Origin of the sequence: Trichocoleus sp. AS-A1 (assembly GCF_039962015.1) — a bacterium.
Taxonomy (GTDB): Bacteria; Cyanobacteriota; Cyanobacteriia; order Cyanobacteriales; family FACHB-T130; genus FACHB-T130.
In genome coordinates, this window is record NZ_JAMPKG010000069.1 from 1 (window position 1) to 14,445 (window position 14,445).

Sequence of the window (14,445 nt, forward strand, 5' to 3'; positions counted from 1 at the left end):
TGCCTGGAGCAGACCCAGCAACGCTACGGAAGTCGAATTAGCATTTTGGGTCTTTGGCAACCGGATGAACGCTTCGAGTATGCGCTAGTGCAAGGAGGATTTAAGAGTGCAAGCTACATTAGTGTGATCGATTGGGTCGCTGCAACAGCGAATGAAACCCTCAAACGAACGGGACGGCTTACCGTTATCGTTCAAGACAATGGACCGATTCACACTAGTAAACTGGTACGTGAGCAGTGGGCACGGTGGCAAGAGCAAGGATTATTCATTTTCTTCTTGCCTGCCTATTGCTCCCAGATGAACCCCATCGAAGGACAGTGGCATCAACTCAAAGCCCATGAAATTTCAGGACGAATGTTCGACAATGAATATGATTTAGCCCTTGCTGTAATCGACGGCATGGAATCACGGAGTGAACAAGGGGGATATACGTTAGAGCGTTTTAGGTTTAAATCATCCTAGCTACTTAGTTATGGCGTTCTTATCAAATATTTACTCGAAGATGGCGATCGCAGCCGTCTTTTTTTTGCCTAGATGCTTAACATAAAAATTTTTAAATTAACATATTGCAACATTTAAACAACTAGAGCTATATTCGTAGGGTAAGTATAAATTCCTAAGACATCACTTCTGATTGAGTCTATACAGGAAACTTTGGCGAAGTACAGGTTGCTCTGTTGAGTGCCTGCAATACGCCACCTAAATGCCGCAATATCGCCTCAACCTTGGGTAGGTTCTGATGATCAGTACTCAATTTCCGTGGCTCACCACGATTATTCTGCTGCCGTTACTCGCTTCCTTCGCCATCCCCGTACTACCGGATAAAGACGGCAAGACCGTCCGCTGGTACGCATTGGGAGTAGCGTTAGTAGATTTTGCTCTGATTGTTTATACCTTTTGGCGTCACTACGACTTAAAAAACCCGACATTTCAGTTAGTTGAAACCTATTCTTGGGTGCCTCAACTCGGTCTAAATTGGTCTGTAGCGGTGGATGGGCTGTCTATGCCATTGATTGCTTTGACCGGCTTAGTCACCACCCTGGCTATCTTCGCGGCTTGGAACGTTACAAATAAGCCACGTTTGTTTTACTTTTTAATGCTGGCAATGTACAGCGCTCAGATTGGCGTTTTTGCTGCTCAGGATATGCTTTTGTTCTTCCTGATGTGGGAACTAGAGTTAGTGCCGGTGTACCTGCTGATCTCCATTTGGGGAGGGCCAAAACGCCAATATGCTGCTACCAAATTTATCCTTTACACTGCTTTGGGTTCAGTATTCATTTTGGTTGCCGGTTTAGCGATGGCTTTCTATGGCGATACCGTCACCTTCGACATGGCAGAACTGGCAGCCAAGCATTACCCCTTAGCATTGGAACTCCTGGCCTATGCTGGGTTCTTGATTGCCTTCGGAGTCAAACTGCCAATTTTCCCGCTGCACACTTGGCTACCTGATGCTCACGGCGAAGCTTCCGCCCCCGTCTCGATGATTTTGGCTGGGGTGTTGCTGAAAATGGGCGGCTATGCGCTAATCCGCATGAATATCGAAATGCTGCCTAGCGCCCATGTTTATTTCGCCCCAGTACTCGTGATATTGGGTGTCGTCAACATTGTCTATGGTTCTTTAAACGCTTTTGCTCAAGGCAATCTCAAACGACGGCTAGCTTGTTCTTCGATTGCCCACATGGGCTTTGTACTGATTGGAATTGCCTCGTTCACTGACTTAGGGCTAAACGGTGCAGTTCTGCAAATGGTTTCCCACGGGTTGATTGCAGCGGCGCTGTTCTTCCTCTCAGGCGTTACCTACGAACGCACCCACACCCTGATGATGGAAAAAATGGGGGGCATGGCGAAACAAATGCCTAAAGTCTTTGCTTTGTTCACCGCCGGTTCAATGGCTTCTCTCGCCTTACCAGGGATGAGTGGATTTGTCGGGGAATTGACAGTCTTTTTAGGCTTCACCATGAGCGATGCTTACAGTTCCACTTTCAAAGTAGTGGTAGTATTGCTGGCTGCGGTGGGATTAATTTTGACGCCAGTTTATTTGCTCTCTATGCTGCGGCAGGTGTTCTACGGTAAGCAACATCAAGAGTTGGTAACAGATTTAGTCTTGCTGGATGCCCAGCCGCGCGAGGTGTTTATTGCCGCTTGCTTAATTATTCCGATTATCGGAATTGGTTTCTATCCCAAGGTGGCAACTCAAACCTACGATGTGAAGACTGTAGCGATCGCTGCCCAGGTTCACAATGTACTGCCTCTAGTCGCTCAAACCGAAGCGCCTCTCTACTCGCGCGGTTTGGTTGCACCAACTTTACCCGCTACTGCGGCTGGAAATTTGCTGAGTGCAGCCGAGTAATTGACTCGACTGTCCTTAGAAATCAATCGTGCTGATTTAAGGAGCCATCTTCATGGCTCCTTGTTTCTTTTGGATGGAGCTGAATGGTTAGGTTGTGGGGGAATGGAGGAGCGATCGCTATTTTCTCGAAATAATAATCCACACCGCATGAATGATTCCGGGAAAATAACCTAGAAAAGTCAAGACGAGATTGATCCAAAAGTCTCTTCCAAAGCCAACTTGCAAGAAAACGCCCAGCGGTGGCACAAAAATAGCGATCAGGATACGGAAGAAATCCATAAAAACACCTTTTGAGAATTAATGGGAATATTTTCTAGGATCTCATTGATTTGGGGAATTCTTCTCTCTATTCCGATAGAACTGTCAATCTATCGGTGAGTAGATAAAACGACTTTACTGTTATCTTTGCTACTAAAATGCTAAAAATCTTTAATGTTTAAAAATATTAAGTCAGTCGTCAGTAGAGAGGAATTTTGGGAACGGGAATTGCGGGCGATCGCCGAGAAGCAATGGTTTGTGTGAAACTATCGCGGAAATCCTCAGAACATCAAGCTGCACTGCATATTTATCAACAAGGCAGGAACTTTTTTGGGGAAAATCAGTCTAAGATGCGATGCTGCCCCAAAGAATATGAAGTTATTCTATTAAGAAAATAAAGGCACAAATAAGCAGAGCTATTATTGCGACAAATCCGGCAAAATCTGAGCATTGCTGATATGGGTATTACTGCTGATACAGAAGCGTTGTCTAGGCGGCTAAAGGGTGCAATGGTAAATGATCTAGACCAGCAGATTGAAGATTCCCTACAGCGGCTTGAGCATCTGTGGCAATGTGCTGGAAAGTTACCGATGTCTCACCAGGAGCCGCTCGTGGATGCTCTAAAAAAACTATCGACCCAGCTGCAAGAAATGCAGGCCGTCATTGAGCAACTGCGCCAACAAATTCAGCAAGAATTCGCTAACAAAAATCACGCAGGACTCAAAGAACAGCAGCGTTCCCCAACCGAAGGTGAGTTTATTTTCCTTTCCACTCACCAAAAAGCTTTACAAGCAATCGAGCCTGCTTATAGCAACTCAGAGGTGGTTTCCCAGGGAAAGGGGATTGGCTTTTTGGTGACAAATCCAGAAGCCGTAATTTTATCAGCCAACCGGACTAGCGGTGAGTGGCTCGAAAGCGTTCAAGAAAGCTTAGTCGGTAAGGCGCTGGTGGAGTTCGTGGTCACGGATGCTCGCGACGACTTTCAGACTCAGCTCAGCGCCCTACAACAGGGATTTGTTGTTAATAACTGGGAAATCTGCCTGCAAACAAGGCAGGGTAGGACATTTAAGGCTATCGTCACTGTCGAGCCAGTGCAAGAGCCGCAACATCTGCAAGTCGTAGGTTTGCGCTGGCTGCTGCAACAAATGCTTCCGTGTCAAGCCGAGCGGGTAGTAGATTTTTCGGGGACAAATTGGGAGTGCGCCGAGAGAGATATAGAAAATCAGGTTGAGGGAAAAATTGCCCAAAATGATAGCGGGGTAAGGGATACGAGGTTGCAAAAAACGCTGCACGAGCAACCCCACGACCAGCTCAATCGCGATCGCACAATCCACTTGCAACAGATACTTGACTTTGAAGCAATGCTTAAACGCATTACTGACAAAGTTCGCGATAGCCTCGACGAAAACCATATTTTGCAAACGGCTGTCGAAGAATTAACGTTAGTGTTGGGGATTGAAGGCTGCGATACAGCTTTATACGATGCCAATCAAACCACGGCGACAATTGCTCACGAATACACCCAAGGATTGCCATCGGCACTAGGAAAAGTCGTCACAATTTCTGACCTTTTTCAAGACGATGCTCAATTACTGAAAGGTCAGTATTTCCAGTTTTGTTACCTAATCCCTGAGATTCGAGGATCGGTGGCTATCCTAGCTTGTCCGATTTTTGATAGCCAAGCAGTGTTCGGGGATCTATGGTTATTTAAGCGACAGGAAGATGCTTTCAACGAGCTGGAAATCCAGCTTGTGCAGCAAGTGGCGTCTCAATGCGCGATCGCAATTCGACAAGCCCGACTCTATCAAGCAGCACAAACGCAAGTCGCAGAACTGGAAAAGCTGAATCGCCTCAAAGATGACTTTCTCAGTACCGTTCCCCATGAATTGCGATCGCCAGTTGCCAACATGAAAATGGCAATTCAGATGTTGGGGATTGCCTTGAATAAAGACCACGGACTGTTTGCAGAACTCTCGAAGCCGCCCGCAGAAAGAAACAAAGTGGCTCGCTACTTCCATATTTTGCATAATGAATGCGAGCGAGAAACCAACTTGATCAACGATCTACTAGAGTGGCAGCGAATCAATGCAGAGATTCAGCCTTTGGTACTGACAAGCATTCAGCTACAAGATTGGCTTCCCACAATTGTAGAAACTTTTCAAAAGCCAGCCCAAGAACGCGATCGCCACTTAGAAATTCACCTTGAGTCCGAACTGCCTCCGTTAATTTGCGATCGCACCAGTTTAGGACGCATATTCAGCGAGTTACTCAACAATGCCTGCAAGTACACGCCATCAGCCGAACGGATTGCAGTAAAAGCACGTAGCGTCGCAGATAAGATGGAAGTGAGCGTAATAAATACTGGCGTGGAAATTCCAGCCAGCGAGCGCGAACGAGTATTTGAAAAGTTTTACCGGATTCCCAACTCCGATCCCTGGAAGCAAGGCGGGACTGGCTTGGGACTGGCGCTGGTACAGAAATTGGTTGCCAATTTAGGAGGCACGATTCATCTAGAAAGTGCTGCCAATTACACTTGCTTTACAGTGTCGTTGCCGCTGAAGCCTTCGACTGTTACTGAAGCACAACCTTCCTGAGAAATGTGCCTTACCCAAGCTGACTAAACCGGCGATTATCGGTGTTTTTCTACTCCCATCTAGAGAGCAATTGATAATCCTAGAGCCGTACTTTGATTTCTAGCATTTCATCCTGTTTCCAACTAAAGTCAGCCGCCACTGATTTTCGCTTTGTAGCCCAAAGTTGCGAGAACTTGGACGAGTTTCTGAGTATGATCGCCCTGCATTTCAATCGCATTTTCCTTCACTGTGCCCCCCGTGCCGCACTGAGCTTTCAACTGTTTCGCTAGGGCTTCCAGTGTTTCTGGTTTTACCTGAAAGCCACTGATTACAGTAACAGTTTTGCCTTTTCTTCCTTTCCGAGATGCCTGAACCTTGAGGTTTTGCTGATTGGGGGGTAGTTCTGGTACGGGTCGTTCTAAGGCATCTGAATTATCGGTGTTTCCGAATTCCGAGTAGATAACGCGATTTTGAGCGGGTGTTTTAGAACTGGATGCTTTGCCCTTGGAAGAAGACATAACAGTGAGTCGGGTAAAAGTTATTCAAGAACAGATTTAGATCGAGGAGGAGCCGGAAATCTCTCTAAATTTGGGTGCGAGTTTTGCCCGTAACTTATTTAGATATAGCAGTTCTCAATGAAAGTGTGAGATACATCTGTAAGAGCGCACCTGTCTACCCTGTAGGGCAATTTTAGCGAATTTGTTAAATCTCGCCGCCAAAATCAAACCAGTCGCCGCCGTCTTCAAATGCCACTCCAGTTCCTATCTCAACGGCTGCTCCTCCCAGTCCTACTCTATCTCCGAGACACCAGAACCTTCCAGCCCAGTAATTTTGTTTTGGATAAACTCATCGAAACTATAATGAAGTTTGTGTTGTAATTCCCACAATTTGCTGTGACACGTACTCCCATTTCTCCGGATTCCCAAGAAACTGCTAACGCTTCTGCACAACAACCCGACGCATTAGGGCGATTTGGACGATTTGGCGGCAAGTACGTGCCGGAAACGTTGATGCCAGCGCTGAGTGAGTTGGAAGCTGCTTTTCAGAAATACCAAGCTGAACCCGATTTCCAGCAAGAACTTCAAGGATTGCTGCGGGATTATGTAGGTCGCCCCAGCCCCCTTTATTTTGCCGAACGTTTGACGGCTCACCATGCAAAGCCAGATGGTACAGGGCCGCAAATTTATCTGAAGCGGGAAGATTTGAACCATACGGGTGCCCACAAAATCAACAATGCTTTGGCTCAGGTATTGTTGGCGAAGCGAATGGGCAAGCAGCGGATTATTGCAGAAACGGGTGCCGGACAGCATGGCGTCGCTACAGCCACGGTTTGCGCTCGATTTGGTCTGGATTGCGTCATTTATATGGGCGTCCAGGATATGGAACGGCAATCGCTGAATGTGTTCCGGATGCGGCTGATGGGGGCAGAGGTGCGCCCTGTGGCGGCGGGAACCGGAACGCTTAAAGATGCCACGTCGGAAGCCATTCGGGATTGGGTAACGAATGTAGAAACGACTCACTACATCTTAGGTTCGGTTGCAGGCCCTCACCCTTATCCGATGTTGGTGCGCGACTTCCATGCAGTAATTGGTCAGGAAACTCGCGCTCAAGCGATGGAGAAATGGGGCGGTTTGCCGGATATTCTCCTAGCTTGCGTCGGTGGTGGCTCAAATGCGATGGGACTCTTCTACGAGTTTGTGAAAGACCCATCAGTCCGGCTGATTGGAATTGAGGCGGCTGGTGAGGGTGTTGATACCGAGAAACACGCTGCCACGCTTACTAAGGGACGGGTGGGAGTTTTGCACGGGGCGATGAGCTATTTGCTGCAAGATGAGGATGGTCAAGTGGTGGAGGCGCATTCTATAAGCGCTGGTCTAGATTATCCCGGCGTTGGCCCGGAGCATAGTTATCTCAAGGATGAAGGTCGGGCTGAATACTACAGCGTGACTGACCAAGAGGCTTTGGTAGCGTTTCGGCAGTTGTCGCAGCTAGAGGGAATTATTCCAGCGTTGGAAACGTCTCACGCGATCGCTTACCTGGATATTCTCTGCCCTCAACTGACTGGCAATCCCCGCATTGTCATCAACTGCTCTGGACGCGGCGATAAGGATGTGCAGACAGTTGCTAAAGTCCTGTCTCTTTAAAGGCGATTAGCTCTCTTTTCAAGTCGGTCATGGCTCAAGAGTAGTGAGTAAAAATTACTCACTACTCTTAATTCGTCATGAAACAAAACAAGGTGAAGTAGATTAATTAAAACCACCCTGTTTCACCCCAAAAGCGGAGATGGCTTAGAGGTAAGGTTGCGAGTGGATATATTGCACTCACTACATTGCACTCCACTGAGAACCCCTATCGTGAGTTCCATCCTCAGCGATTGGAAGAAGCCAGATTACGAAAGCGTGTAAATTGCGGATCGAATAATAGTCTCACAGTCCCTACTGGGCCATTGCGATGTTTTGCAATAATAATTTCTGCAATGCCTCGGTCAGGCGTGTCATTGTTATAGTATTCATCCCGGTAAAGCATGATGATTAAGTCAGCATCTTGCTCAATACTTCCACTTTCACGTAAATCTGACATCATCGGGCGCTTATTGTTACGGGCTTCGACGCCGCGACTGAGCTGGGATAAGGCAATAATCGGGACGTTGAGTTCGCGGGCTAAACCTTTGAGACTTCGCGTCATTTTAGACAATTCTTGCACCCGATTGTCACTGGCTCCTTCCATTAATTGCAAGTAATCTAAGAGAATTAATCCCAATTCTCCATGCTGTTCTGCCTGGAGACGACGAGCTTGCGATCGCATCTGCATCACCGTCATATTGGGCGTGTCGTCAATGTAGATGGGCATCTCCGAGAGGGTGCCTAGGGCGTGCGAAAGCGGTTCCCACTCATTTTGACTAATTCTCCCAGCCCGCAGGCGGTTACTTTCAATTCCTGCCTCGCTAGCCAGCATCCGCTGCACCAGCTGTTCTTTGGACATTTCCAGGCTAAAAACAGCGACGGGCAATTTATGAAATTCAGCGATATTTCGAGCAATATTCAAACAGATAGCCGTTTTCCCCATAGACGGTCTTCCCGCCACGATAATCAAGTCAGAACGCTGAAAACCACCAGTCATCGCGTCGAGGTCATAGAAGCCACAGGGAAGACCGGGGAGGGCGAGATCCTGATGGCGGATTTCAATATCCTGAAACGTATTGATTAGGGTGTCGGAAATCGGTACCAGACCTTGCTGAGGGCGATCCTGGGTGAGACTAAAAACTTTCTGTTCCGCCTGGTCGAGAATCGTTTCCAGCTCGGTCGCTGTCTCATAACCTAACTGAGAAATCTCGCCACCTGCCTGAATTAACTTCCGGCGTAGGTATTTATCCATCACCAGTGCTGCATACTGGTCGATGTTGACAGCAGACACAGTGCGATCTACCAGTTGGGCTAACTTACTCTGTCCGCCCACTTTGTCAAGTTCGCTCCTGTCATACAGCCAAGTAGTGACACTCATCAAATCTGTGGGTTTGCCTTGACTGCTTAAGGCAAGGGCGGCGCGATAGATTGCCTTGTGAGCGTTAATTGAAAATGCGTCTGGCAGAAGGATATCGGCAACCCGACCGATGGCTTCCGGATCTAGTAAAATACCTCCCAAAATACTTTCTTCGGCCTCAATGTTTTGGGGGGGTAAGCGATTCGCCAAGGACGACATCGCTTCGTTACCGTTTTTGCCTTGGAAATTTAGTTCGTTAGCCATAACAAGGCCGTTCTCAGAAAGATTCAGACCATGACTATGATAACGGGGGTTAAGCGATCGCACTCCTGCTTCACTCAACCCCCTTCCTTGGCAGGAAAATATCGGTCAAACCGTTGTAGCGGCGACTCAATTTTTCAGGCAAGGGACTCCGATTAGCTGGGCACAACCTGAATTTGCACAACTGCACTAACTTCAGGGTGTAGCTTGATCTCTGCCTTGTAGGTGCCCGTCTCACCAATATCGGGAAGACTGATCGTCCGGCGATCGATTTCCTTCCCAGTGGCTTGGAGAATGGCTGTCACCACTTCTGCACTCGTGACGGTACCGAAAATGGCATTTTCTTCACCCACCTGCTTGGCGATGGTGTAGCTGCCCACAGCTTCTATGGCAGTCTTCAGCTCAAGGCTCTGCTGTTTTTCTTCCAACAGGCGCACCCGCTCTTTTTCTTTGCGCCGTTCGACTTGCTTGAGCAAGCCAGCAGTGGCAGGGATTCCCAGTTTTTGGGGAATTAGATAATTGCGAGCATAGCCGGGAGCGACTTCAACCAAGTCACCGCTTTTTCCTAGCTTGCTGACATCTTGATTCAAAACTAATTGCACGCGCTTCGCCATAGTTTTTTTTCTGCTACAGACAAAAGAAAATTAATCGTGGGGTAGAACACTCCATACTACGAAAATATGTTGAGCGATCGCAATATAAAATCTGAATTCAGCGAATGCCTATCTGTTTGCCGGGGTACAGAATCCTAAAACCGATCTTTCATCCCCCGCAGCCGAGCAAAAGCCTGCACTGGATCTTGGCTGTTCGCTGCTGATTGCAGCGTCGGAGTGTCCCAGCGTAAAAATGGATTCGTGCGCTTTTCTACTCCTAGCTTCGATGGCACCGTTGCCTCCAAACGACTGCGGGCTTCTTTGACCTCAGCATAGCGGGATTGTAAATCTGGATTTTCCCCATCGACGGTGAGAGCAAATTGGAGGTTTTTCAGAGTGTATTCATGAGCGCACCAGACGCGGGTAGTATCCGGTAAAGCCCTGAGCTTGCTCAAGCTTGACACCATCTGAGTGGGTGAACCTTCAAACAGCCTGCCACAGCCACCGGCAAACAAGGTGTCACCACAAAATAAATCGCCCGTTTCCTCAGCAGTTGTTGGCGGGAAGTAATAAGCAATGTGGGCGCGGGTATGTCCGGGAACAAAGAAAACTTCGCCAATTCTACCGGCAAACTCGACGCGATCGCCCTCCTGCAAAAACACCTGTTGCCCAGGAATTCTACCTTTATCCTCAGCCCCCCCATACACGCAGACATCCGGAAAGCGTTGCATCAGCTGCCGATTTCCGCCCACATGATCGCTATGATGGTGAGTATTGAAAATTGCTACCAACTGCACGTCAATTTCTTGCAAGCGTTGCAGTACCGGCTGAGCTTCAGCGGGGTCTACAACCGCTGCTATCTTCTGAGTCGGGTCATGCAGCAAAAAGATGTAGTTGTCAGAAAGTACCGGAATTCGGTCAACCTGCATTTACCACTGCCTCTGTAAGGGGGTGTCCTAATGGGACAAGACTTTATCATTTCTTAACATTATTCTTACAGAAACTTTAGACAAATGCCAACGAACGGCAAACAGATAATCTTAAATAGACAGTAGACACCACCAAATAATCGGCGAAAATTGAGGAGTCACTAACCACCTATGGCATGGACACGAGAACGCCAGTCAAACTTACAGATTCAACAAATGGTAGACCGTATCCTCTCAGCCGGTCAGTTGACCCGAAGCGAGTATCTGCATCTGACAACGGCTATTCTTTCTGATTACCTAGTGACAGACGAAGAACGTCGCCAGCTTAATCGCATCTTTGACAATATCCAAACGGGGCACCTAAAGTTTGTTGACTAAATATTCTGGTAGCAGCACCACAGCCGTTGATTAATTAAACATGAGCGACGAAACGAGTACAAGGAAATTAAAGATTTCAATTCTTACACCCGATTTTTCAGGAGGTGGAGCCACAAGAGCTTATTTGTTGGGGCAGGTGCTGCAAAAATTAGACTATGACGTTAAAATTTTAGGATTTCTTTTTGGAGAAAGCATCTATCCTATTCCTCCCTCTGAACTGCCGGTCACTTGGGTACAGGGCGGCAAATATCCAGAATTATTAAATTCAGCAAAGATTTTACTGAAAAATATTGATGGAGATGTGGTCTACGCAGTTAAACCAAGACCTACCAGCTTTGGTATTGCTTTACTAAACAAGTTACGCACCAGACGCCCTGTAATTGTAGATATGGATGACTGGGAGATGAGTTGGTATGGTGGGGATAATTGGCAGTATCGTCCCACTCCTAAACAGCTGGCTCAACACATACTTAAAAGTGACGGGGAGTTAAGGAATCCAGAGCATCCATTGTATTTAAAGTGGATGGAAAAGATAATCAATCGTGCAGATGCAATTACAGTAGATACGCAATTTTTGCAAAACCGTTTTGGTGGGATTTATCTGCCGAATGGTAAGGATACCAACTTATTCGATCCTCAGCAATACGCTGCGGAAGTTAGCAGGGTGCGTTATGGGCTTTCTGATTATCGAGTGCTAATGTTTCCGGGAACAGCACGTCCTCATAAAGGTCTTGAGGATGTTTTAACAGCACTAGATAAGTTGAATCAACCTGATTTAAGACTGGTTCTCGTTGGTGGCAGAGATATTGGTGATGGCTATGTTGAACAACTAATGGAAAAAGGGGAACGCTGGATTATTAAACTGCCCCCATCTCCATCTGAAAAGATGCCTGATATTGTCGCTGCCGCTCATGTGGTTATTGTCCCCCAGCGAGATTCAAATATTGCTCAAGCCCAGTTTCCCATCAAACTAACAGATGGGATGGCAATGGCAAAGCCAATTCTGTCTACTTACGTTGGCGATATTCCAGAAATTCTAGGCGGCACAGGTTATCTGGTTGCTCCTGAATCTCCAGAAGAAATTGCTGAAAAAATCCAATGGATATTCGAGCATTTAGATGAAGCAAATCAGCAGGGTATAAAAGCAAGAGAAAGATGCATATCCCACTATAGTACCGAGACAATGGCATCTATACTATCTGATGTGATTAAAGATTTGCAACTAGTTGGCAAGGTTTAGACTATCAATCAAGTGAGGCTCGCTTCGTAGCAGAAAAGAAAGTATGTTTTCAAACTCTAATAAGTTACTTCTACAATTTGCGCTACGGTATCCTGTTCTAGTGATCGCGACAGTTGTTCTTGGCTTCTCCGGCGCTCTATTTAATGGTGTGAGTACAACCTTAATTGTGCCAGTAGTGCTGGACTTTTTAGGGCAAGATCAGCTGAATGTTAGTGGAGGCCCCCCGATCATTCGGAGAATGCTTTCTGTCTTTGACGGTTTTACTGGAGAAAATCGCCTTATAGCAATGACTGCGGCAGTATTACTAGCCATTATTCTCAAAAATGTGACTAGCTATGTAAGCTCTTTAGTCGGCAGTTATCTATCCAAATCCTTGGTCAACGATATTCGTAAAGAAGGAATTCAGCTATTGTTAGATGTCGATATTGAATTTTATGCAAAGACGAAAGTTGGAGATATTATTAATCGATTAGGACAAGAAGTTAGTCGGACTGCTGGTTCAATTCGCGTTTTAATACGGCTATTTATTACAGTAGTTACAATTTTAGTATTTGTTTGGATATTATTATTGATTTCTTGGCAACTGACCTTAGCATCTACAGTTTTGTTGATTTTAGTAACGCTGCCCAATCAATTTTATATCAACCGCTCCAAGAAATTTGGGAAAGCAGTATCAAGAGCATCAAAGGCTTATTCTAGTGCCCAACTTGAAGTTTTGACTGGGATTCGGCTTATCAAAAGTGTTAGCAATGAAGAGCAGGAATTCCAGCGACTCAACAAACTGATCAAGGAACGCGAACAAGCGGAATTACAATCGCAAGCGAACTCCGCAGCGATTGGACCCATCAACGAAGTATCGGGAATTATTGTCGTATTAGCAATTGTATTGTTAGGTCGTGCTTTATTTTTACAGCAGTTGGAGTCGCTTTCAGCAGTACTACTGACTTATCTAGTTGTCCTGTTCCGGTTACTGCCTTTTGTAAGTCAGTTAAACAGTGCCAGGGGCGAATTTGCCAACTCTGTCCCCAGCGTTGAAGTAGTGACAGATTTCTTGCGCCGGGATAACAAGCCATTGATGGTAAGTGGTGGCGTTCCTTACACCGGATTTAAAGATGAAATTCGTTTTGAGGGCGTGTCTTTTGCCTATGCGGGGAGTGACGATTTAGTCCTAAACAAGATAGATTTATGGATTCCTAAAGGGAAAACTCTTGCTTTAGTAGGAGCATCGGGGGCAGGTAAGTCAACGCTGGTCGATCTACTACCAAGATTTTACGATCCGACCGAGGGTCGCATCACGATGGATGGAAGAAATATGAAGGAATTTGACATGCACTCTCTGAGAAAAGCGATGGGCATCGTCAGTCAAGATACGTTTCTATTTAATGATTCCGTTCGCAACAACATCGCCTATGCCTGGGAGAAAGTGACTGAGGAAGAGGTGGTGGAAGCGGCTAAACGAGCAAACGCTTACGAATTTATTGTGAACTTACCCCAAGGATTTGATACAACCATTGGGGATCGGGGAGTTCTCCTATCGGGGGGACAACGACAACGGATTGCGATCGCTCGCGCACTGCTACGCAACCCAGAGATATTGATTTTAGATGAAGCCACCAGTGCCCTGGATACAGTTTCAGAGCGTTTGGTGCAACAGGCGATTGAGGAACTTTGTCGCGATCGCACAACAGTTGTAATTGCTCACCGCCTTTCCACCGTGCAAAAAGCCGATCAAATTGCTGTAATGGAAAAAGGTTGTGTTGTAGAGATCGGCACTCATGCGGAACTTTTAAAGAAAAACGGCTACTATACCCGTCTGTACTCGATGCAATTCTCTGAAACAACTCAAAATGTCATTAAAGCAGCCGTTAATGAAGCTTTAGTCAAAACCTCTTACGAAGTTCGGTCTCGTCTGAACCCGATGATTGGTTTCCTCAAGTTAGTGGTTGATGACTTAGTAGACAGTACAGAAGAGTCGCGCGAATTAACTGAAGAAGCCTATGAATCGGCAATTCGCCTGCTAAGAACTTTAGAGTTTCTTGAAGATAGCTCTAAGATGAAATAAAAATTATAGCGGTTCTCCGTTATGTGAGGTACATTCTCAAAGTTGGAAAGCTTGGTAATAGGGACTCTTTGCGTACCTCACTTGTGTAAGAAACGCTATACCTATCGTTATTCTTCACAACATAAATGCTCTTGCGCTTTTCAACTTTTGCAGGAATCTAAAAGTTCTTGCACCATATTTTTGACTTGAGAAGCGTCTTTTACAAATTTATAGCAACCGCCAAGATAGTTAGGACGTAGAGTAGAGATCACCTGTTGTCCTGAAGTTATTCAAGCTGCTCATGGCAAACCCCTATAGTTATGACCTGCGTTAGAAGGTGAT

Annotated in this window: 12 protein-coding genes; 7 read left to right on the plus strand and 5 right to left on the minus strand. The window is 46.4% G+C overall.

Annotation, left to right across the window (positions count from 1 at the left end; translation table 11 throughout):
• Both NC994_RS27015 and NC994_RS27020 read left to right on the plus strand, forming a co-directional pair.
• Nucleotides 1-462, plus strand: a 462-nt coding sequence (locus tag NC994_RS27015) for a transposase (RefSeq protein ID WP_190433258.1), incomplete at its 5' end; no start/stop codon positions are given.
• 277 nt (nt 463-739) lie between these two features.
• Nucleotides 740-2,350, plus strand: a complete 1,611-nt coding sequence (locus tag NC994_RS27020) for an NAD(P)H-quinone oxidoreductase subunit 4 (protein ID WP_190433260.1) — start codon at nt 740-742, stop codon at nt 2,348-2,350.
• Between the two features lie 117 nt (nt 2,351-2,467).
• Here NC994_RS27020 and NC994_RS27025 read toward each other — a convergent pair whose 3' ends face one another.
• Complete coding sequence (locus NC994_RS27025; RefSeq protein ID WP_190411249.1) at nt 2,468-2,629, minus strand: YqaE/Pmp3 family membrane protein; 162 nt, start codon at nt 2,627-2,629, stop codon at nt 2,468-2,470.
• A 401-nt stretch (nt 2,630-3,030) separates the two neighbouring features.
• Here NC994_RS27025 and NC994_RS27030 point away from each other — a divergent pair, with 401 nt between their 5' ends.
• The gene (locus NC994_RS27030; protein WP_190433269.1) at nt 3,031-5,202 is read left to right on the plus strand and encodes an ATP-binding protein; all 2,172 of its coding nucleotides are present in this window, start codon (nt 3,031-3,033) and stop codon (nt 5,200-5,202) included.
• Nucleotides 5,203-5,330: 128 nt separating this feature from the next.
• Here NC994_RS27030 and NC994_RS27035 read toward each other — a convergent pair whose 3' ends face one another.
• On the minus strand, nt 5,331-5,699 hold the full coding sequence (locus NC994_RS27035) for a translation initiation factor (RefSeq protein ID WP_190433271.1): 369 nt from the start codon (nt 5,697-5,699) through the stop codon (nt 5,331-5,333).
• A 375-nt stretch (nt 5,700-6,074) separates the two neighbouring features.
• Between NC994_RS27035 and trpB the strand changes: the two genes are divergently transcribed.
• On the plus strand, nt 6,075-7,325 hold the full coding sequence (trpB, locus tag NC994_RS27040) for a tryptophan synthase subunit beta (RefSeq protein WP_190433273.1): 1,251 nt from the start codon (nt 6,075-6,077) through the stop codon (nt 7,323-7,325).
• A 223-nt stretch (nt 7,326-7,548) separates the two neighbouring features.
• Here trpB and dnaB read toward each other — a convergent pair whose 3' ends face one another.
• The 3 genes from dnaB to gloB form a co-directional block, all read right to left on the minus strand.
• On the minus strand, nt 7,549-8,925 hold the full coding sequence (gene dnaB, locus NC994_RS27045; RefSeq protein ID WP_190411253.1) for a replicative DNA helicase: 1,377 nt from the start codon (nt 8,923-8,925) through the stop codon (nt 7,549-7,551).
• Nucleotides 8,926-9,077: 152 nt separating this feature from the next.
• Nucleotides 9,078-9,536, minus strand: coding sequence for a 50S ribosomal protein L9 (gene rplI, locus NC994_RS27050; protein ID WP_190428532.1), 459 nt, complete (start codon nt 9,534-9,536; stop codon nt 9,078-9,080).
• A gap of 134 nt (nt 9,537-9,670) precedes the next feature.
• Nucleotides 9,671-10,444, minus strand: a complete 774-nt coding sequence (gene gloB, locus NC994_RS27055; RefSeq protein WP_190433275.1) for a hydroxyacylglutathione hydrolase — start codon at nt 10,442-10,444, stop codon at nt 9,671-9,673.
• 171 nt (nt 10,445-10,615) lie between these two features.
• Here gloB and NC994_RS27060 point away from each other — a divergent pair, with 171 nt between their 5' ends.
• From NC994_RS27060 to NC994_RS27070, 3 genes are read left to right on the plus strand one after another with little or no spacing between them, the layout of a single operon-like run.
• Nucleotides 10,616-10,822 (plus strand): hypothetical protein, encoded by a 207-nt coding sequence (locus tag NC994_RS27060; RefSeq protein WP_190411256.1) that lies wholly within the window; start codon nt 10,616-10,618, stop codon nt 10,820-10,822.
• Nucleotides 10,823-10,862: 40 nt separating this feature from the next.
• Nucleotides 10,863-12,062, plus strand: a complete 1,200-nt coding sequence (locus NC994_RS27065; RefSeq protein WP_190433276.1) for a glycosyltransferase family 4 protein — start codon at nt 10,863-10,865, stop codon at nt 12,060-12,062.
• A 43-nt stretch (nt 12,063-12,105) separates the two neighbouring features.
• Nucleotides 12,106-14,124: an ABC transporter ATP-binding protein gene (locus tag NC994_RS27070; RefSeq protein WP_190433278.1), complete on the plus strand. Its 2,019-nt coding sequence runs from the start codon at nt 12,106-12,108 to the stop codon at nt 14,122-14,124.
• Nucleotides 14,125-14,445 lie beyond the last annotated feature (321 nt).